The 19,952-nt window shown below is 66.3% G+C and carries 18 protein-coding genes; 15 read left to right on the top strand and 3 right to left on the bottom strand.

Translation table 11 applies throughout. The features are described 5' to 3' along the window. Positions 1 to 107: 107 nt before the first annotated feature. From KQ310_RS15675 to KQ310_RS15640, 8 genes are read left to right on the top strand one after another with little or no spacing between them, the layout of a single operon-like run. The gene (locus KQ310_RS15675; protein ID WP_259722663.1) at positions 108 to 2,375 is read left to right on the top strand and encodes a PAS domain S-box protein; all 2,268 of its coding nucleotides are present in this window, start codon (positions 108 to 110) and stop codon (positions 2,373 to 2,375) included. Then, the gene (locus tag KQ310_RS15670; RefSeq protein WP_259722662.1) at positions 2,372 to 2,818 is read left to right on the top strand and encodes a response regulator; all 447 of its coding nucleotides are present in this window, start codon (positions 2,372 to 2,374) and stop codon (positions 2,816 to 2,818) included. The genes KQ310_RS15675 and KQ310_RS15670 overlap by 4 nt, the downstream gene beginning before the upstream one ends. A 17-nt stretch (positions 2,819 to 2,835) precedes the next feature. Continuing rightward, a complete protein-coding gene (locus tag KQ310_RS15665) occupies positions 2,836 to 4,212 on the top strand; it encodes an HD domain-containing phosphohydrolase (RefSeq protein WP_259722661.1) in 1,377 nt (458 codons plus the stop codon). Positions 4,213 to 4,243: 31 nt separating this feature from the next. Further along, on the top strand, positions 4,244 to 4,717 hold the full coding sequence (locus KQ310_RS15660) for a 6-carboxytetrahydropterin synthase (protein ID WP_259722660.1): 474 nt from the start codon (positions 4,244 to 4,246) through the stop codon (positions 4,715 to 4,717). Then, positions 4,714 to 5,679 (top strand): permease, encoded by a 966-nt coding sequence (locus tag KQ310_RS15655; protein WP_259722659.1) that lies wholly within the window; start codon positions 4,714 to 4,716, stop codon positions 5,677 to 5,679. The genes KQ310_RS15660 and KQ310_RS15655 overlap by 4 nt, the downstream gene beginning before the upstream one ends. Further along, positions 5,667 to 6,419 (top strand): TIGR03943 family putative permease subunit, encoded by a 753-nt coding sequence (locus KQ310_RS15650; RefSeq protein WP_399238689.1) that lies wholly within the window; start codon positions 5,667 to 5,669, stop codon positions 6,417 to 6,419. The genes KQ310_RS15655 and KQ310_RS15650 overlap by 13 nt, the downstream gene beginning before the upstream one ends. Continuing rightward, on the top strand, positions 6,416 to 7,762 hold the full coding sequence (locus tag KQ310_RS15645) for a hypothetical protein (protein ID WP_259722657.1): 1,347 nt from the start codon (positions 6,416 to 6,418) through the stop codon (positions 7,760 to 7,762). Before KQ310_RS15650 ends, KQ310_RS15645 begins: the two co-directional genes overlap by 4 nt. 32 nt (positions 7,763 to 7,794) lie before the next feature. Beyond that, on the top strand, positions 7,795 to 8,247 hold the full coding sequence (locus KQ310_RS15640; RefSeq protein ID WP_259722656.1) for a Fur family transcriptional regulator: 453 nt from the start codon (positions 7,795 to 7,797) through the stop codon (positions 8,245 to 8,247). Here KQ310_RS15640 and KQ310_RS15635 read toward each other — a convergent pair. From KQ310_RS15635 to KQ310_RS15625, 3 genes are all read right to left on the bottom strand, one after another. Next, the gene (locus KQ310_RS15635) at positions 8,208 to 9,797 is read right to left on the bottom strand and encodes an iron uptake porin (RefSeq protein WP_259722655.1); all 1,590 of its coding nucleotides are present in this window, start codon (positions 9,795 to 9,797) and stop codon (positions 8,208 to 8,210) included. The genes KQ310_RS15640 and KQ310_RS15635 overlap by 40 nt on opposite strands. 194 nt (positions 9,798 to 9,991) lie before the next feature. Continuing rightward, positions 9,992 to 10,855: a hypothetical protein gene (locus KQ310_RS15630; protein ID WP_259722654.1), complete on the bottom strand. Its 864-nt coding sequence runs from the start codon at positions 10,853 to 10,855 to the stop codon at positions 9,992 to 9,994. Between the two features lie 101 nt (positions 10,856 to 10,956). After that, the gene (locus KQ310_RS15625; protein ID WP_259722653.1) at positions 10,957 to 11,928 is read right to left on the bottom strand and encodes a multicopper oxidase domain-containing protein; all 972 of its coding nucleotides are present in this window, start codon (positions 11,926 to 11,928) and stop codon (positions 10,957 to 10,959) included. A gap of 440 nt (positions 11,929 to 12,368) precedes the next feature. Between KQ310_RS15625 and KQ310_RS15620 the strand changes: the two genes are divergently transcribed. The 7 genes from KQ310_RS15620 to KQ310_RS15590 all read left to right on the top strand — a co-directional run bounded on the left by KQ310_RS15620 (position 12,369) and on the right by KQ310_RS15590 (position 19,684). Further along, positions 12,369 to 13,832, top strand: a complete 1,464-nt coding sequence (locus KQ310_RS15620) for a diguanylate cyclase domain-containing protein (protein WP_259722652.1) — start codon at positions 12,369 to 12,371, stop codon at positions 13,830 to 13,832. Between the two features lie 152 nt (positions 13,833 to 13,984). Next, positions 13,985 to 14,428, top strand: coding sequence for a hypothetical protein (locus KQ310_RS15615; RefSeq protein WP_259722651.1), 444 nt, complete (start codon positions 13,985 to 13,987; stop codon positions 14,426 to 14,428). 143 nt (positions 14,429 to 14,571) lie between these two features. Continuing rightward, complete coding sequence (locus KQ310_RS15610; protein ID WP_259722690.1) at positions 14,572 to 15,723, top strand: GTP-binding protein; 1,152 nt, start codon at positions 14,572 to 14,574, stop codon at positions 15,721 to 15,723. Between the two features lie 296 nt (positions 15,724 to 16,019). Then, positions 16,020 to 16,610, top strand: a complete 591-nt coding sequence (locus KQ310_RS15605; RefSeq protein ID WP_259722650.1) for a HupE/UreJ family protein — start codon at positions 16,020 to 16,022, stop codon at positions 16,608 to 16,610. Between the two features lie 84 nt (positions 16,611 to 16,694). Beyond that, positions 16,695 to 16,838 carry a hypothetical protein gene (locus tag KQ310_RS15600; RefSeq protein WP_259722649.1) on the top strand — a complete coding sequence of 48 codons (144 nt, stop codon included), beginning with the start codon at positions 16,695 to 16,697 and terminating at the stop codon, positions 16,836 to 16,838. Positions 16,839 to 16,990: 152 nt separating this feature from the next. Continuing rightward, positions 16,991 to 18,052: an extracellular solute-binding protein gene (locus KQ310_RS15595; RefSeq protein WP_259722648.1), complete on the top strand. Its 1,062-nt coding sequence runs from the start codon at positions 16,991 to 16,993 to the stop codon at positions 18,050 to 18,052. Positions 18,053 to 18,127: 75 nt separating this feature from the next. Next, entirely contained in the window at positions 18,128 to 19,684 is a 1,557-nt protein-coding gene (locus tag KQ310_RS15590; RefSeq protein ID WP_259722647.1) for an iron ABC transporter permease, read from the top strand. Positions 19,685 to 19,952: the final 268 nt, after the last annotated feature.

Raw genomic sequence — 19,952 nt, 5'->3', positions numbered from 1 at the left:
CCGCAGGTCAGTCGGAAGCGGAACCTCAACCAGTCTCGCCTTCCGTCGCCCACGGATTCCCGTCAAGACCCGCAGACGTGCATACGGTTAAGAGGGGGCACCCAACCATGACCATCGTCAACGCTGACCAGCGGCCGTCCCCAGGCCGGCTCGCCAACTTGCCCATCTCGATCGTTGCCGCCTCACTGATGGTGGTGCTGTTCGGAGGAATCGCCTGGAAGCAATCCAACAATTCCGAGAACTCCATCAATCTGATTGCCCACAGCGAAAGGGTCGTCGAGGCGCTTCATGAAGCCGACATCGGTGTGCTGCAGACGGAGTCGGCCGCCCGTGGCTACATCATCACCGGCCTTCCCTCCTTCCTGATCGAGCGCCGGCTCGGCGAACAGCGGCTGACGACGGCCCTGAACCGGATCCAGGACCTGATCGCTGACAACCAGACCCAAAGACAACGCTTGAAACGCCTTCAGGCAGCCCTCAAGGAGCGCCTGGCGCTGCTGGAAGACGGGGTGCGCCAGCGCAGCCGCGTCGGCTTCGAGCCAGCCAGCCAGCTGGTGGCCACCCGTGCGCAGGGGTCCATGCAACGGGTGAACACGATCCTCACAAGCATGCAGCACGACGAGCAACGGTTGCTTGGCGAGCGCTATGCGCAGCTGAAGCTGGATCAGGCGTACACCACCTGGTTCGAGCTGCTGGCGGCTCTTTCTTTGATCCTGCTGCTGAGCACCTATTCGAGCCTGTTTCGACAGCAGAAGCAAACCGACCAACGCCGTGCCGATGAAATCGTTCAGGGGGAGCGGCGCTTTCGCTACCTGTTCGAGCATTCAGCTGTGGCCAAGACGATTCGCCAGAGCAACGACGCCATGGAAGTGAACCTGGCCTGCTGCCAGATGCTGGGTTACAGCCAGCAGGAGTTCTCCGGGCTGAACTGGGCGGATCTGACCCACCCCGACGACCGGCAAGCGACCCTGAAGGCCATCAACGCGCTCCAGATGGGGAACAGCGATTCGGTGCGTCTGATCAAGCGCTTCCTCCACAAGGACGGTTCATTGGTCTGGGGCGACCAGAGCCTGCACCTGCGGCGGACCACCTCGGGCGAACCCCTGGACACGATCAGCGAAATCGTTGATATCACCAAGCTGAAGCTGGAGGAGGAGGCACACCTTGCCGTCCTGAACTACGCCCGCAGCCTGATCGAGGCCAGCCTCGATCCGATGGTCACGATCAGCCCAGGCGGCCTCATCCGTGACGTGAACGAGGCGATGGCACAGGCCACGGGCCAGGCCCGAGAGGCCCTGGTGGGCCAGGAGTTTGCCGCGCTCTTCTCCGACCAGGCACGGGCGCGGGAAGGATGCCGGCAGGTATTCGAGCACGGCTCGCTCCAGGATTTCGACCTGCGCCTGCGCCATATCTCAGGCCGACTGATCGACGTCGAGGAAAACGCGAGCGTGTACCGCGACGATGCTGGAGTCGTAGCCGGAGTTGTCGCAGCCGCCCGGGATGTGACCGAACACTTACGGTTGGAACATGAGCTCCAGGCCCTCAATCTCGATCTGGAGGGCCGCGTGATCGCTCGGACCGCCGAGCTGAAGCGATCGGAACAGGAGGTGCGCAGCCTCAACGCCGAACTCGAGCAACGGGTGCAGGAGCGCACCGCCGAACTGCATATCGCCAACGAGGAACTGGGGGCCTTCGCCTACTCGGTGTCCCACGATCTGCGGGCCCCCCTGCGCGCCGTCGACGGCTTCTCGCGCAAGCTGCTGCTGAACTACGGCCAGTCGCTCGACGACGAGGGTCATCGCCTCCTGCAGGTGGTGCGTGACAACGCCGTACGCATGGGTCAGTTGATCGACGACCTGCTCGCGTTCTCGCGCATGGGTCGCCGCGAACTGCAGGCCCAGGACGTGGACATGGAAGCCATGGCGAGGGCGGTGGGCGACGAGTTGTGCAGCCTCGAACCGGGCCGGGACATCGCCTTCACATGCTCTCCTCTGCCCTCCACCCGGGGAGACGCGGCCATGCTGCGGGAGGTGTGGGTCAACCTGCTGGGCAACGCGATCAAATTCACCGGCAAGCAGCCCTTGGCCCACATCAGCGTGTCTGGTGAGGTGAAGGGCGAGGAGGCGATCTACACCATCCGCGATGACGGGGCCGGCTTCGACATGGCCTATGCCGACAAGCTGTTCGGCGTGTTTCAGCGGCTGCATCGCCAGGACGAATTCGAGGGATCCGGCGCTGGGCTGGCCATCGCCCAACGGATCCTGCGCCGCCATGGAGGGCGCATCTGGGGCGAGGGCCAGCCGAACCAGGGGGCCACGTTCTCCTTCGCCCTGCCGAATCGGGGTGATGTTCCTTCCGCGAGTCCGACGCCATGAACACATCAACAGGGGCCATGCAGGTTCTGCTGGTGGAAGACAATCCTGACGACGCCGAGTTGACGATGGACGCCCTGCGGGAGACCCATCTGATCAACCAGGTGCAGTGGGCGAAGGATGGCGCCGAAGCCCTCGAGATCCTGCTGGGGCCCGAGAACATTGGTCAGGTCGAGCGCCTGAAGCTGGTGCTGCTGGATCTGCGGCTGCCGCGGGTCGATGGCCTCGAGGTGCTGCGCCAGATCCGCAACGATGAGCGCACCCGGTTGCTGCCGGTGGTGGTGCTGACCTCCTCGCGCGAGGAATCCGACCTCGTGCGGGCCTACAACCTGGGCGTTAACAGCTATCTGGTCAAGCCGGTGGAGTCCGAGAACTTCATGACGGCAGTCAGGGAACTGGGCCTCTACTGGATGCTGCTCAACGCCTTACCGGGTGAAACGCGGTGACCGGCCTGAATTCTGCCGTGCTCGGACCGCTCGATCTGGTCATCGTTGAGGACTCGGATCTGGATTTCGAGCTGATGGGCGATGCCCTGAAGGCGGCGGGGCTGGAGGTGAGCCTGCGCCGCGCCGACAACGAAGCCGGCTTTCGGGCCGCCCTGGAATGGGGCATGCCCGAAGCGATTCTCGCCGACTGGAGTTTGCCGAACTTTTCAGGATCGAGGGCGCTCGAAATCGCCCAGAGCCTGTGCCCCGATGTGCCGTTCCTGTTCGTGTCCGGAACCGTTTCTGAATCGATGGCCTTCGAGGGCCTGGGGCGCGGAGCGGTGGACTTCGTCTACAAGCACGAGATGGAAAAACTCGGGCCGGCCCTGGGGCGCGCCGTGCGGGAAACCCGCTCGAAACAGGCCCTTGTCGAGAGTGAGGAGCGCTACCGCTGCCTGTTCGAGTCGGCCATGGATGGCATCTTGATCCTGAATGGGGATACGGGCCGGATCACCCAGGCGAACCCGAAGATCAGCACGCTCCTGGGATTCGACCTGCACGAGCTGATCGACAAGCAGCTCTGGGAGATCGGTGTGTTCAACGACAAGGAGAAGGCGATCGAGTCGTTCGTGAGGCTTCAGCAGAACGGCTTCAATCACTACGACGATCTTCCATTGGTGACCAGTGATGGCCGGCAAAAGGAAGTGGAGTTCGTGAGCAATTTCTACCTGGAAGGCAATCAACGCATGATTCAGTGCACGATCCGGGACCTCTCGGAGCAACGGGCGAACCAGCGTCAGATGATGCAGTACAAAGCCGAAACGTTGCAGAGCCTCGAGGAAATGGTGGCCGCGCTGGTGGCCATCAATGAAGCCCGGGATCCCTACACCGCCGGACATGAGACGAGGGTGGCGACCCTGGCCTGCGAGATGGCCCGCGAGATGGGGCTGGAGAGCCAGCAGATCGAGGGAATCCGGATCAGCGGCCTGGTGCATGACATCGGCAAGTTCACGATTCCCAGCGAGATCCTCACCAAACCCACTCGCCTGTCGCCCCAGGAATATGCCCTGCTCCAGACCCACGTGCAGGCGGGGTATGACGCGCTCAAGCCGATTCACTTTCCCTGGCCCGTGGCCGAGGCCGTGCTCCACCACCACGAGCGACTCGATGGCAGTGGCTATCCCAACGGTCTGAAGGGGGATGCGATCAGTCTGGAGGGCCGGATTCTGGCGGTGGCCGATACCTTGGAAGCCATGTCCACCAATCGCCCCTACCGATTCTCGCCGGGGATCGAAAAGGCCCTGGACACGATCGAAGCCGGCAAACACCAGCTGTTCGATCCGGCGGTGGTTGAGGCCTGCCTGAGGTTGTACCGCGAGCAGCATCGCAGCCTGCCGCTGGTAGGACCGGCCTGAGTACGTTCTGGCCACGCCCTGCTGGCCCACCATGACGGCGGCCCATACCTGCTCCAAGACCTTCAGCGGCTACCCCTGCTGCCATCGCCAGTGGCGCCACAGCGGCCACTGCCGTTTCGTGCACGGCTACAGCCGCAGCTTCACTGCCTGGTTCCGGGCCCGCCAGCTGGACCCGCATGGCTTCGTGGTGGATTTCTCCGCCCTCGGCGACCTTGAGAAGCTCCTCGCAGACCAGTTCGACCACACCTTCCTGGTGAATGCCGACGACCCGCTCCTGCCGGACTGGCAACGACTGCACGCCTGCGGCGCCATCGATCTGCGGGTGATGGACAACGTGGGCATGGAGGCCAGCGCCGAGTTGGTGTGGGGCTGGGCCAACACCCTTCTGCGGGAGCAGGAGCGGGGGCGTGCCTGCTGCTGGAAGGTTGAGGCCCGCGAGAACGAGAAGAACGCCGCCTGCTACGAGGCCACCCCAGCCTGGTTCCAGGAGGAGATGGGCGGATGAACCCTGCTCGGCTGGCCACAGCCTGGGCCCTGTTCCAGGGGCTGCTGATCGAGGCCATGCCCTTCCTGCTGCTGGGTGTGCTGATCTCCTCAATGGCCCGCTGGCTCGCCCCTGGCGGCCGCTGGCTGCGGCAACTGCCTCGCCATCCCCTTGGTGGGCCCCTCACCGGAGCGGCCCTCGGCTTCGCCCTGCCGGCCTGTGAGTGCGGCAACGTGCCGGTGGCCCGCCGCCTGCTGGCCGGTGGGGCTCCCCTGGGCACAGCCCTGGGCTTCCTGTTTGCCGCACCGGTGCTCAACCCGATCGTGCTGGCCGGCACCTGGGCCGCCTTCCCCAACAAACCCTGGCTGCTGCTGGCCCGGCCCCTGGGGGCCGTGCTGGTGGCCCTGGCTCTGGCGAGCCTGCTCGCCCTGCTGCCGGAATCCCGCCTGCTCCAGCCGGATCTGCTGGCCGAGCGGCGCCTTCACCAGCCCCTGGCCAGCGTGAACCTGCTGGAGCGCACCTCTGGGGTGCTGGGGGTCGATGCCGCCCTGGTGCCGGCGGCCGTCAACCCGCCGCGGCCGCCCTGGTCGGAAGTGCTGCGCCACGGCAGCCAGGAGTTCCTCGATCTGGCAGTGCTGCTGGTGCTCGGCTGCGCCATGGCGGCCCTGGTCCAGACCTTGGTGCCGCGGGAGTGGCTGCTGGCGGTGGGCGGCGCTCCCACCCTGTCGATCGTGGCGCTGATGCTGCTCAGCCTGATCGTTTCGGTGTGCTCCAGCGTGGATGCCTTCCTGGCCTTGAGCTTCGCGGCCCAGGTGACGCCCGGGGCGCTGCTGGCCTTCCTTCTGCTCGGGCCGGTGATCGACCTCAAGCTGGTGGGTCTGCTGGGTCTGCTGTTGCGTCCTGTGGGCCTGGCTCTCACCGCCGCCGGAGCCAGCCTGACAGTTCTGTTGATTGGGCAATGGGTGAACCTATGGCGCGGTTGAACCCAGCCCATCGCCCCCGTTGGGGGGAGCTGCCCCGGCGGGCCGCCCTCTGGCGGGGTCTGGGGCTGGGCCTGTGGGGGCTGGTACTGCTGCAGAGTGCCGCCAGCGACCGGCTCGCCCTGCTGCTGCGCCAGGTGTTCCATCCGCTGGTCTGGCTGGCCGGGACTTTGCTATTGCTGCTGGGAGTGCTGCAGATGGCCCAGGCCTGGCGGGAAGCAGGCAAGGCAGGGGGGCCTGGAGAGGATCGGCTGCGCCGTCGCCAGCTGCCGATGCTGCTGGGCACTGCGGTGCTCGCCCTGCTGGTGCTGACCGTGCCGCCGAACCCCTCCTTTGCGGATCTGGCGGGCCAGCGTCCCCGCGATACCACCAGCGAGGAGGGCCTCAGCTTCGTCTTGCCCCCGGCCCAGCGCAGCCTCACCGACTGGGTAAGGCTGCTGCGCAGCCAGCCCGACCCCCGCCTGTTCGCGGGCGATCCGGTGCGCATCAGCGGCTTCGTGCTGCCGATGGAGGGGGGACCCCCGCAGCTGGCTCGCCTGCTGGTGCGCTGTTGCCTGGCCGATGCCACCCCCGTGGGGTTGCCGGTCCGCTGGCCGGCGGACTCGCCCCTGCCTCGGGCCGATCAGTGGCTCGCTCTCGAAGGGCGCATGGCCCTGGAAGGCCAGAACAGCGGCGAACGTCTGGTGGTGGTGCCCACCCGGATTCGAGCGATTCCAAGGCCAGCCCGGCCCCTGGAGCCATGAGGCACCTGCTGCTCGCCCTTGGGGTCCCGGCAGCCCTGGCGCTGGTGCAGCAGCAATGGCTGTTACGTCAGCCGCCTCGGCTGGAGGCCCTGGAACCTGCGCCCGCCAGCTCCGGGCCTGCGGCGCTGCGCAGCCGCTTCAGCCGGCCGATGGACAGCGCCAGCATCGCCAGCTCCAGTCGGCTGCGACCGCCCCTGCAGCACCGCTGGCTGGGGGAGGGCGATGGCCTGCTTCTGAACCTTTCAGCGGGGCAACGTCTGAGCGAGCCCCTGCGCCTGGAGCTGGCGGGGCGCGATCGGCGCGGCCTGGCCCTGCGGCCTGGTGCCTGGTGGTGGGATCCACGGCCGCGGGTGCTGGCCGTGGTGCCGGTGCCTGGGGGCGAACAGCTCCAGCTGCGGGAGCGGGACGGACGCTGGCATCCCCTCTCGCCGGTGTGGCACCGAATCCTGCAGGTCCAGCCCACCGGCGGCGGCCGGTCGCTGGCACTGGTGAGCCGTTCGCCGGAGGGGGAGCACCGGGTCTGGCGGCTGCCGCTGCGCCAACGCAACCTCGCGCCGGCCGGGCAGGGGCTGGGGCCGGTACAACCGGGCCACCTGGAACCCCTGCTGCCCGACAGTCTCACGTTTGCCCATCTCAGCGGCAACCAGCGTGGCGATCTGCTGGTCCAGTCCGCTACCGGCATGCCGGGGGAATCGGAGCTGCGCCTCTGGTCAGCGGAGGGGGGCTCACGCACGCTCGATCTGGCGGCCTCCGGGGGGGTGCAGTTGCTGCCGGAAGGGGGGGCAGCGGTGGTGCCCCTGCCCGAGGGACTGGCCCTGGTGGATCTGCCGCCCCGGGCTGCCCGGCGCCAGATCCTGCCGGGTAGCCGGGATCTGAGCAGCTTCTGCCCCCAGGCCGGCCGGGCCCTGCTGGTGCGCCACTGGCCCGATTTCCGCCGATCTCTGGAACTGGTGGAGCCCGGCCAGGCACCGCGCCAGCTCTGGGTGGGTTCGCAAGCCCTGATGGCCAGTGCCTGTGATCGGGGCGGCCAGCGGGTCTGGGTGCTGCTGCTGGACGCCACCGGGGCCCAACGTCTCACCCTGCTCTCCCTCGATCGTCAGGGCCGGGTGCTGCGCCGCCGCTCCCTGACGGGCTGGGAACTGGAGCCCGGCACGCCGTTGCAGTACGACCCCAGCACCGACCGCCTGCTGGCGACACTCCGGCCGATCGCAGCGGCAGGCAGCACCCCGGGTTCGACGCAGACCGTGGCGGCGGCGCGGGCCGTGCTGATCGACGCCACTCGCCTGGAACTGGATCCCCTCGATCAGTCCGTGCTGCAGGCGCAATGGCTACCGGCGGGGTAGAACGAACCCCCTCGCCTGTCGCTTCGCGTTCCATGGGTCCGCCCCCCACCACTGATCGGCTTCCGCCTCGCCAGCAGGGTCTGCTGGAGGAACTTGGCCGGGCCGATGCGGAACTGTCCGGCCAGGAGCTCCACGCCCGCCTGCGGGGAGGTCCCCAGGCCATGGGGCTGGCCACGGTCTACCGGCATCTGCGCCAGCTGCAGCAGCGGGGGCTGGTGCGTTGCCGCCATCTGCCCACGGGCGAAGCGTTGTTCGCCCCCACCGAGCGGGATGAACACCACCTCACCTGCGTCGACTGCGGCACCTCCCTGGTGCTGCACCACTGCCCCGTCCATGGCCTGGCCCTGCCGGACGGGGACCTGGCAGGCTTCCAACCCCTGTTCCACACCCTCGAATTCTTCGGGCTGTGCCGCGACTGCCGGCAGCGGCAGGAGAGCGAGGCGGATCAGAAGATGAAGGAGGTCTTGACCAGGCCGCCGAACTGATGAAAGGTGCGGCCGTCCGGGGTGTCCTGCCCGAGCGGGCGGCTGAGGTAGAAGAGCGCCGGCGTCACCGAAATGTTGTCAGTGACCTGCACTTTGTACCACCACTCCCAGACGAAGTTGCCGTCGCGGGGTGTGTCGCCACCCTCGAGACTGGTGGCGAAGGTGGGCTGTCCCACAGCCATGCCGGCGGCATGGCCGCTGGCGAAGGCGTCGAGCCACTGCAGGCCCACGCTCCACGACTGGCTGGTGCGCACACTGCCCGCCGGGGCATCGTCGTAGCGGCTGCGGTTGATGCCCCAGCCGGCGCTGATTGAGGGAATCCAGCCCGTCGTCTGCGGTTGCCAGTAGCCGCTCAGCCCGAAGGCATCGGTGCTCCCAGGCAACCGGTAACTGTCGAGGGTGAAGGGGGTGCCGTAAACCACGAGGTCGTTGCCGTTCTGGATACGTGACCAGATCGCGGCCACGCCCCAGGTCTCCTGGCCGTAGCCGATCTGCACCGTGCCGGTGCCCCCGGCGCCATCGGTGGCGATGCCGCCCTGAGCCGGATTTCCTCCCTGCCCATTGGCCGCCACGTAGCTGGCACTGAGGCTCAGCCCACCGTCGCCCTGCCACCAGAGGCCGGCACCGGCGCCGAGGTTCTTGTTGTAGGCCGCCGGCGCCCCATTCAGGGTGAGCACGTCCAGGACGGTGGAGTCGGGATAGACACTGGGCCAGAGAGCCAGCATGTCTTCCTGGCCCACACGGCCGCCGATGGTGGCGGTGAAGCCGGCCCCGAGCGGCACCTGATAGAAGAGCCGATCGATCCCCACGACATTGGGACCGGCCTCCTCCTGGAAGGCGGTCTCCAGCTGGGAGAGGTTGGTCGGACCGGCACCGCCGAAGCTGTTGCTGTCACCATCGAAGTTGCCGGCCCGCAGGGTGGTGCGCAGCAGGTCCTTGCCGGTGAAGGAGGTGTCGAAATTGAGCTGGACGTCGTAGTTGAACGTGGTGGCACCGAAGCGGCGGCGGCTGTCCTCCACCAGCGCCGAGGCGCTGCCGCCAAAGGCATTGCCCCCCAGCACGAAGGTGGCCAGGCCCGAGAGTTTGGTGGTGGTGGAGAACTGAGTCGACTCCAGCTCCCCCACCTTGGCCTCGAGGCCGTCGACGCGCCCTCGGAGCACAGCGAGCTCCTTCTCGAACTCCTTGATCAGGCGCTTGAGCTCGTCGGTCACCTCGGTGATCCGGTCGAGGCAGGCATTCAGGAGGGCCGCCGCTTCGTAGCGGGTCATGGCCTGGCCGCCCCTGTAGGTGCCGTTGGGGTAGCCGGCGACGCAGCCGTAGCGCTCGATCAGGTTGCTGAGGGCCTGGTAGGCCCAGTCCGTGGGGCGAACATCGGAGAACTGATTGATGCTGGTGACCTGCGCCTGGCTCTCCAGTCCGGCGGCACCGGCGTAGTGGTTCATCTCCTCGAGATTCAGCTCGGTCGCCCCGGCGGCCAGGGGGCTGAGCAGCAGCGTTGCCGCCAGGGGGGCGAGGCTGGCGCGGCGGCGAGCGGCGACGGGGCTGGCCATCGGACGGGTCGGAGGGACTGGAGGGATCGGGGCCATCGGCAGAATCAGGGGGAAGGGCAGCGGAGTGCAGCCTGTCTTGCGAGCGAGAATCATTCTCACCGATCAAGCAGTTTGATGGATCAGGCGGATGTCTCAGTCGCGGCTCCGCCCTGTTGGACGAGTGGTCCAGATGGAGTGGCTCGGCGCAGCCTGTCTCAGAGGGCAGCGGTGCGTTGCTGCACTTCCTGAGCCGTGAGCACCGGTCGTTTGGGCGGCAGCAGATCGGGCCAGGCCGGCTTCAGGCCTGCGAAGGTGGACGCCAGCTTCCGCTCCAGCGCAGGGTCGCTGACTGCCAGTTGCGGCGCGATGCCACGGAAGAGCTGCTCGGCGTAGAGCACGAATCCCCTGGAGTCCTGGTATTCCACCGTTTCGGCGATCCGGCCATCCGTGATAGCCGCCGCGTACTCGCTGGCGGCGGTGTTGAGCAACTCCCGGATCACCTTGGCCACGAAGGCCGGATCGCGTCGCTCCCATTCCGGCAATACGGCCAGGGCCTGATCGATCGAGCGGCGAGCCTCTTTCACGGCTTGCGCCGTGGCCGGTGCCGTGGGAGCTGTGCGGATCAGGTCCTGCAGAACCGAGAGCTTGGATTGGAAGGGCGGCGCCCCCCGGCGGCTGAGTTCCGGTTCCAGGTCACCGTAGAGCTCGTCGGCGGGGTGAGCCAGGTGGGGTTCGGCATCCGCGGCCCGGCCCCGCTGCATCAGCTCGCCGGCCACCAGCAGGTGCCCCTGCATCAGGCCCAGCACGGTGGCATACGTGAGCGGTGAGCCCGGATCCGAGGTCTCGCCATGGCTGGTGCCGCCATGGCCGGTGTCCCCATGGCTGGCCTCGCCCCCCTCGCCGCCTTCTCCACCCTCGTGGTGGCCTGCGCCGGTGCCAGTGGACGTGGCCATGGCGGTAGTGCGGCCGCTCTCGAGCCCCGCCGCGCCGTTTTGATGGGGCAGACCGCAGCCCACAGCCAGGCCCGCCGTGGCGCCGAGGGCGAGAAACAGTTCAATGGCGCGGCGCCCCTGGGCCATGGGATCGGCATCAGATGAATGGGGCGATCCTCCGCCGGCCTCGGCCACGGGCGCTGCCTTCGGTCACACTGAACTGTGACCAAGGTGACCCAGCCGGGTTATCAACCGCTGACCGAGCGCGGCACCACGTTGAAATGCCCCATGCAGCCGCGCTCGGCGATCTGATCCTGGTGGGGATGAAACATGTAGAGACCGGGGTAGCGGTAGCTGAACTCCAGAATGTGACGCTCCGCCATGCCCATGGTGATCACATCACTCACCTCATCCGGAGTGGAGGAGAGGCCGGTGCGGTAGACCTTGAAGAGATTGGCATGGAGATGGAAGGTGAGCGGCCCATCCCACTCGACCATGTTGAGAACATAAAGGCGAATCAGATCATTCTGATAGAGATCGATCGGATGGTCCCGGTAGTAATTCGGGATGCCATTAAAGGCATACAGATCATTGTGACCCTGGCCCTTCAGGTCATAGCCTCCCATCACCAGCACCAGTTCGTCGGCGGGCGGTCGTGGCGTGGCGGGATCCACGATCAACAGGCCATACAACCCTTTGCTCACGTGGCGGGTCACCGGGGCCACGTGGCAGTGGTAGGGATGGATGCCGTGGGGTTCGGCATCGAATTCATAGACAGTGCTGCGGCCGTGGCGCACGGGCCGGATCCCATCCATTGCCGCCGGATGAATGCCATGAAAGTGAAGGCTGTGGGAGGTGCTGTCCTGGTTGCGGAACACGATCCGCAAGCGATCGCCTGCATTGGCGCGCAGGGTCGGACCGGGTACCCGTCCATTCAGGGCCCAGGCCTTGAAGGTCACGGCCGGGTTGAGCGGCAGCAGGGTGGAGTTGGCCGTGAGATCAAATTCCCTCACGATGCGGCCATCTTCCCGGCGAACGGTGCCCGTGTTGAACTCCCGCAGCACTGCCATCGGGTCGTAGGGAAATGCCCCATTGCCGGCAGGAGGCAGCGGTGGATGGCGTTGACCTGTCTGAGGCTGGCGCCCAACAACCCCGCCGGCCCGCTGCAGCAGCAGACCCCCCAGGCCCAGACCCAGGGCTCCGGCCGCAAGGGGAAGCACCTGGCGCCGGCTCCATCGCACCGGTTGGCTGGAAGCCAGCGGACTGGACGACGGCTGACTGAAAGGCAGCTCACCGGAAGGAGGTGGGTCTGAATCGGGTGGGCCTTGCATGCAGGTGCAAAACAATGCCGGGTGGGTGGGACGAGAACACTGAATCCTCTGCGGTGCCCATCCGAGCGCAGAGCGATGATGCTAAGACGCCGTTCCAGTCAGACCGAATGGGAGCCCTGGCCCCCTGACCGGCAGGCTTCTCAGCGCATTCGCGTCGCCGCTTGGCCCTGGATGAGGCCTGCCTGGCTCACGGAAACGTTTCCAATGCCACAAGTCGGCGACCCTTGAGATGATCTTCTGCAAAATGAATGATCTGCGCTGACCACTCGGAGGGCTCGGCAATGGGGCCCACAGGCACTGAGATCGGGTCCACAACCAGCGGCTCCTCGGTGCCTGGACCCAACCTTGAGCCAGTGGCAGGAGCCAACCTTGAGCCAGTGGAGAGATCCAGCTCCGGGCCAGTAGAGCGCTCCAGCCCCGAGCCGGCGGAGCGTTCGTCAGACAGCGACGAAGAGATCCCCGGCGTGATTCTGCGGCAGGACGATTTCTCTGCCGGCCTGGAACCTTTTCTGCTGCTTCCCGGCGATGGCCTGATCCTGGTCAGGGGCCTTGACCCGCAGAGCGATCCCATCGATCAGACCGGCCTGGAGATCCTCTACGCCGATCGCGAGGCCCATGCCCGTCTTGGAGAGGGGCTGAGCGCAGCAATCGGTGGCGCCCTTCTGCCGTTCTGGCCGGCCTTGGCCGAAGCGATTCAGCAGCACGCCCCGGCGGTGACCCACCAGGGACCTCGTGATCTTTGGCTGCCCTGGCAGGACACATCTCTTCTGGTGAGACTGTTTCACACCGACGATGGCGTGGGGGTCGGGCTGCTCGCCGTTGAGGACGGCTTCGCTGGCCCCGACCTGCTCCATGCACAGCGCGGCATGGAGGCGATGGTGCGCCAGCGTGTGGAACTGTTTGAGCGGTTGCTGCATGCGGTGGGCGACGTGGTGCTGGTGACCACGGCTGAGCCCTTTGCCGCTCCTGGTCCCGTGATTCTGTATGCCAATGCCGCACTGCTCTCCCAGACCGGCTACTCCTACCGCGAAGTCCTGGGGCGCAGTCCAAGGATGTTCCAGGGAGCCGAGACCGATGCCAAGGTGCTTGCCGGCATGCGCAAGGCCCTGGAAAGCTGGCGGAGTTTCAATGCCGAGCTGTTCAATTACCGCAAGGACGGCAGCACCTATTGGGTGGACATCGCGATCTCCCCACTGCGGGATGCCAGCGGCTGGTTCACCCACTGGGTTTCGGTCCAGCGGGATGTGACCTCCCGTCATCACAACCTGGAACGACTCCATAACCAGGCCTACCAGGATCCCCTCACCGCCCTGCCCAACCGGCGCAGCCTTGGCAACCACCTCCAGACAGCCATCGATCGCCTGCACGGCGGCTCAGCTCAGGCGGTGGTGATGTTCTGTGATCTCAACCGCTTCAAGGAGGTGAACGACACCTATGGGCACACCATCGGTGACCGCCTGCTGGTGGCCATCACGAAACGGCTGCAGGACGCACTGCGCCCCAACGACGTGTTGGTCCGCTTCGCTGGGGACGAATTCGTCGTGCTCCTGGAGCATTGCGGCAGCCGCCAGCAGGCGCTCTCCATGGCCCATCGGCTGCAGGAGCAGGTGGGCCAGCCGCTGCAGATCGATGGCACTGTGCTGAAACCATGCATCAGCATCGGCATCGCCATGAGCTCCGATCCCCTCACAGCTGCTGCAGATCTCCTGCATCGGGCCGATCTGGCCATGTACCACGCCAAGCGACAGGAGGGTGGTTCCGTGGCGTTCTATGACCCGAGTCTCGAGGGTTGAAACCCTGGGCCGATCAGCGCTGAGAGGTCAGTCGTGATCAGCTCAGAGATGAATAGACAGCAGGACGACGTCAGCAGCAAAAAGTCAGCAGTGCCAATCCTGTCCAGACTGAAGCGACAGAGGCCCCGGGTCGCTCGTCCCCGGCTGCGTTGATGCTCCCCGCGATCGATTACGCCCTGCGGCTGCGCAGCCTCTGGATCTGCTGGTTGCTGGCCACCCTCTTCCACGTCGAGCTGGGCCTGATGCCCCTGTTTCACGGCCAGTCCCCGGAGATCGAGAGCCATGTGGATCCTGCCCAGCTGCCCCTGCTGTTCGGCGCGATGCTGGGCTACTTCCTGCTGCCACTTCTGGCCGTGTTGCTGATCGCCTATGCGGCCAGTGATCCCACGGGATCTCGGCGGTGGCGGCCCTGGCGGCGTGTCCATTTCTGGTTCAGCATTGTTTACACCATCACCAACATTCCCCACCTGATCGCCGACATCGTCGTCCCGGATTCGCGGCTGGATCAAGTGGTGCTGATGGTCGTGCTGGTGCTGCTGGGGCTGGCGATCAACCTGGAGGGCTGGCGCTGGTGGCGGCAGGCACTGCCGACCTGATTCGAGCCGCAGCCACCAGCCCTCCGCGCCCGCTTACCCTGAACGCAGGCTCTGCTTCCCCACCGCGCATGTCTCCCGCCCCAGGCCGTGTCGCCGCCAGCGAAGCCACACCGCCCCTGCAGGATCCGGCGTCCGTAGCGACGATGGAGCCGCTGCCCTCAGGGCTGCCTGTCACGATCTTGACCGGCTTCCTGGGCGCCGGCAAAACCACCTTGTTGAATCACATCCTCTCCAATCAGCAGGGGGTGAAGACGGCCGTTCTGGTGAACGAGTTCGGCGAAATCGGTATTGATAATGATCTCGTCGTCGCCACCGGTGAAGACATGGTCGAGCTCAGCAACGGTTGCATCTGCTGCTCGATCAATGGTGAACTGCTCGACGCTGTGTACCGCATCCTCGATCGTCCCGACCCCGTCGATTACCTGGTGGTTGAAACCACGGGACTGGCCGATCCTCTGCCGGTGGCGATGACCTTCCTCGGCAGCGATCTGCGCGAGCAGACCCGCCTCGATTCGATCATCACCCTGGTGGATGCCGAGAACTTCGGAGAAGAGGTTCTGGCCGGCGAGGTGGGTCGCGCCCAGATCGTTTACAGCGACATGCTGCTGCTGAACAAATGCGATCTGGTGGAGGAGGAGCGGCTCACCGAGCTGGAGCGACAACTGCGCGCCATCAAGGCCGATGCCCGGATTCTCCGGTCGGTAAAGGGGGAGGTGCCGCTGCCGCTGCTGCTCAGCGTGGGCCTGTTCGAAAGCGACAAGGTTGCGACCAGCCAGCAGGCGGAGCAAGAGCGGGCCGCCGCTGCAGCGGATCACGGCTCCTGTGATCATGAGCACGGCCATTGCGTACACGACCACACCCAGCACGAAAACACCGAGCACGATCACAGCGATCACAGTCACGCTGAGCACGACCATGCCGGCCACGGGCATGATCACAGCCATGGGCATCACCACGATCACGGCGCCCACCCCGATCATCTGGCGATTGAAGGGTTCACCTCCCTTTCCTTCGCCGCCGATGGCCCGTTTGCCCTGCGCAAGTTCCAGAACTTTCTCGACAACCAGTTGCCTGGCAGCGTGTTTCGCGCCAAAGGGATCCTCTGGTTCAACGAAAGCGAACGGCGCCATGTGTTCCACCTGGCCGGCAAGCGCTTTTCAATCGATGACAGCGACTGGCCCAGTGGGGAGCGCAAGAATCAGATCGTGCTGATTGGCCGTGATCTTGACCACGCCCGCCTGCGCCAGCAACTCCAGGCCTGCGTGGCCAAACATGCCGGCAAGGGCTTCGCCTGAGACCAGCAACCAGGTCGGCAGAGTCGGGGCTGACTCCATGGCGCTCTCAGCACCACTGTCTCCATTGCTGCGATGCCCTGTCACAGCAGGCGAGATACTGGTGCAGTCAATACTCATGAGGTGCTGTCCCTTGGCAGCCATCTCCGGCCCTGATTCCTGCCGGCACTAAATTCCTGCCGGCACTAGGCCCTGCAGAGATACATCTGCCGGCCCGATCCATGCAGGCCATGGATGGGTCCAGCCTCCCTGAACACCGCTCGCCCTCCCGAACCGCGCTGGCGCGGACCGATTCAGCCATGCCCCTGCCCCCCTCCATCCACCGTTCCCTGCTACCTGCCGCAGCGGCTGGCCTTGGCCTCAGCCTGCTTTCGGCCCTGCCCGCTTCCGCCCACGGCGTCGCCGATGCGGGCTTCGGCAGTGGTTTCGCCCATCCCCTGCTCGGTTTCGACCATCTCCTCCTGCTGCTGGGAGTTGGGGCGGCAGCCTCCTGCATCGGCCCAAGTCTGTTGCTGTTCGCCCTGGTCGGCGCGGTGATCGGTGCAGTGATCGGCGCTGGCGGCGCCCAGTTGCCGCTGGCTGAATCCCTGGCGGCCCTGGCCGTTTCCGGAGTGGGTGCGCTGATCCTGCAGGCGCAGCGTCGCTCCCAGCCGCTCGGCCTGGCAATGGTCGGAGCTCCGGTGGCTCTGGCCGTGGCCATCCATGCGCTGCTGCACGGCCAGGAGGCCGGCGGAGCCCTGACCTGGTGGTTGGGGGTGGGACTCGCCTCCAGCGCGGTCGTGGCCTGCTCCTTCCTGGCTGTCCGCCGTCTTCCTGAAGCCTGGACGGCGCGTCTGGCCCTGCTGCTCACCCTGGCGGGCGGCGTGCTGGCCCTGGCACCCCTGAGCTGAGATCCCAGGGCAGGGAAACCGCCATGTCGGCTACACCCACCCTGTTCAGCGTGGCTACGCTGAGCCGAACTCGCACCGGATGTCATGGCCGAACTGCTTGTCTTCACCGGAGTGCTTGCGCTGTTCGGTCTTGCCTTCTGGCTCACGGCTGACTCAGACGACGACAGCGGCGGCGGCGGTCTGATGCAGCCAGTGCTCATCCCCATCCCTGTGCGTCGCCAACGCTGATCCCAGCTCGGACGACACCATTTCTGCAGATCCCTGAGGCCCGATGTGACCAATGTCACGTCGGGCCGCTTCATTTCTGCCGCGGCCTCTGCTGAACCGCTGCGTAGGGTCCGGCAGCAGCTTCCGGATCTCCAGCGCCGGGCCCCATCTCCATGCCTCGCAGCGATCAACCCCGCCGTCCGGTTTCCATCCCTGTGATCGCCGGGCTTGTGGCCCTGCTGGCCGTGGCGGCGGGGGCCGCCGTGGTGGTCAGCCGGATGGGCCGCACTCCGGTGCAGGAACTCGGGGTCTACTCCGGCCGCCACTACAACACCGACAAGGAGCTCTACCGCCGCTTCACCGAGCAGACCGGCATCCGGGTGCGCCTGCTTGAGGGCAAGGACGATGCCCTGATCGAACGGGTTCGCACCGAAGGTGCCAACAGTCCGGCCGATGTGCTGGTGCTTGTGGATGCTGCCCGCCTCGACAAGGCCGCGGGCATGGATCTGTTCCAGCCGGTGAGCTCCAAGCAGCTGGATCGCGATGTGCCCGCCAACCTCCGCGACCCGCAGGGCCGCTGGTTCGCGCTCACCCGTCGGGTGCGCATGCTCGTGGTGAATCCAGCCATGGTGGATCCAGCCACGATGCGCACCTATGCCGATCTGGCCAAGCCCGCCCTCAAAGGCAAGCTCTGCCTGCGCAACAACCGCAGCGTCTACAACCAATCCCTGGTGGCCGATCAGCTCATCCAACATGGTGAACCGGCCACCGTCAGCTGGATCAAGGGCATGGTGGCCAACATCAACCAACCCTTTTACACCTCAGACACCCCCCTAGCCCGGGCGGTGGCCAAGGGTGAATGTGGCGTGGCCCTGGTGAACAGCTACTACGTGGCCCGCATGATCGCCGGCCTCAGCGGCGAAGCGGATCAGACCCTGGCCAAGCAGCTGAAGGTCGTGTTTCCCGATCCGTCCCATGTGAACGTCAGCGGTGCCGGCGTCACCCGCTATTCGCGCAAGGCCGAGGCCGCCACCCGTCTGATCGAGTTCCTGGCGTCGCCCAGCGGCGGGGATGGCTACGCCGAGGCCAATTATGAATATCCGCTCAAGGGTTACGGCAGCAGCCCGATTCTGAGGGGCTTCGGCTCCTTCCGCGATGATGGGGTGTCGGTGCAACAGATGGGCGAGAACAATCAACGGGCTGTGGAGTTGATGCAGGCCAACGGCTGGTCATGATTACTGGCGCCTGAGGATTGCGTGGCTTCGTCTTTGCCTGTGGTTGCACCCGGCTCTTTGCCCCCCAAAGCCGCGTTGGGCCCAGGTCCGCCATCGCCTGGCGAGCGCCTGGCGAGCAGACCGCCGCGGCGCCTGCTGCTCGCGCTGGCGGTCTGGCTGATCTGCCTGCTGGCCCTGGCCCCCCTGGTGGGGCTTGCCCTGTACGCCTTCTCCGGTGCCGCCGCAGAACCTCTGGATCTCGGCCCTGGCGGTCTGCTGCAGCTCGGGAACACCCTGGCGCTGCTGCTGCTGGTCGGCGTGCTTGGCGCCATCCTCGGCACCACCACCGGTTGGCTCACGGCCAGTTGCAGCTTTCCAGGGCGCCGCTGGCTGGCCATTGCCCAGCTGTTACCCCTGGCAACGCCGGCCTACCTGCTGGCCGCGACCCTGGTCGATCTAGGCAGCCGCAACGGTCTGCGCGTGCATGGGCTGGCCTGGTCTGTGCTGGTGCTCACCCTGAGCACCTACAGCTACGTCTTCCTGCTCGGCAGTGAGAGCTTTGCCGTGAGTGGGCGCCGCCAGATCGAGGCGGCCCGCAGTCTTGGCGTGGGCCCGTGGGGCAGCTTCCGCCGGGTGGCGCTGCCGATGGCCCTGCCGTCGATCGGGGCGGGCATCGCCCTGAGCGGCATGGAGGTGGTGAATGAGCTGGGAGCTGTGGAACTGCTGGGCGTTCCCACCCTCTCGGTGGGCATCCTGCAGCGCTGGCAGAACGATGGTGATCCGCAGGGGGCCGTGGGGCTGGCCCTGGCCGCGCTGGTGATCGTGAGTGTGCTGGTGGCGGCCGAACGTCAGCTCCGCCACCGCAGCCGTCGCTGGGGGATGGGATCACCGGGGGATCGGCTGCAGCCCTGGCCCCTGTCCGGCTGGCGGGCCGCTCTGGCCCAGGTGATCACCCTGTCGCCTCCCCTGCTGGCCCTCGGCTTTCCACTGCTGTGGGCCGTGTCGAGCTGGGATCAGATGCGCGGCGAGTCGATCGACGACCTGATCGCCCTGACCTTGCGCAGCTTCGCGCTGGCCCTGCTGGCGGCCCTGCTCACGGTGGCGGCAGGGCTGGTGCTGGCGATCTCCAAACGCTGGATTCCCCAGGTGCTGCTGCGCCGGATCACCTTTCTGGCCGGGATGGGCTATGCCGTGCCGGGGGCCGTGCTGGCCCTGGCCCTGATGCTGCTGGGCGGTCCCTGGGCCTTGAGTCCCCTGTTGCTGCTGGTGTGGGGCTATGCCGATCGCTTTCTGGCGGTGGCCAAGGGTGGACTGGATGCGGGGCTTGAGCGCATTCCCCCCAGTGTCGATGAGGCGGCCACCGGCCTCGGCTGCAGCTGGCTGAAGGTGCTGCAGCGGGTCCACCTGCCCCTGCTGCGTGGTCCGCTGTTGGTGGGAGCCCTGCTGGTGTTCGTGGACACGGTGAAGGAATTGCCCCTCACCTTTGCGCTACGACCCTTCGATTTCGACACCCTCTCGGTGCGGGTGTATCAATATGCCAGCGATGAACGGGTGGGGGCGGCCATGCTGCCGGCCCTGCTGATCCTGCTGCTCGGGCTGGCGGCAGCGATGGCGCTGGTCCCCACCCTCGAACGGCAGAGGGGCCCGCACTAATCGCGGCCGCAGCGGCACTGGCCGCCCTTCCATTTGGAGCATTTCGACTTCTTGCAGCCTTTCTTCTTGGCGACACAGAGATTGGCGACACGCGCAACCGGCTCTCGGGCCTGCATGCATGGATCGTCACTGGGGCCGAGGGGCTGGGACATGGCAGGAAATGGCGGAAAGGAGAGGGAAAAAAAGGGGGGACAAGCAGAACGTGTTTCAGGTCAGGAGTGTTCCGACAAGCGTGTTCTGAAAACCTGTTTCTGAAAACCTGTTTCTA

Source organism: Synechococcus sp. CS-1328 (genome assembly GCF_025128095.1).
Lineage (GTDB): Bacteria > Cyanobacteriota > Cyanobacteriia > PCC-6307 > Cyanobiaceae > CBW1002.
The sequence above is the reverse complement of the archived record's forward strand: the minus strand, read 5'-3'. Positions and strand labels throughout refer to the sequence as shown.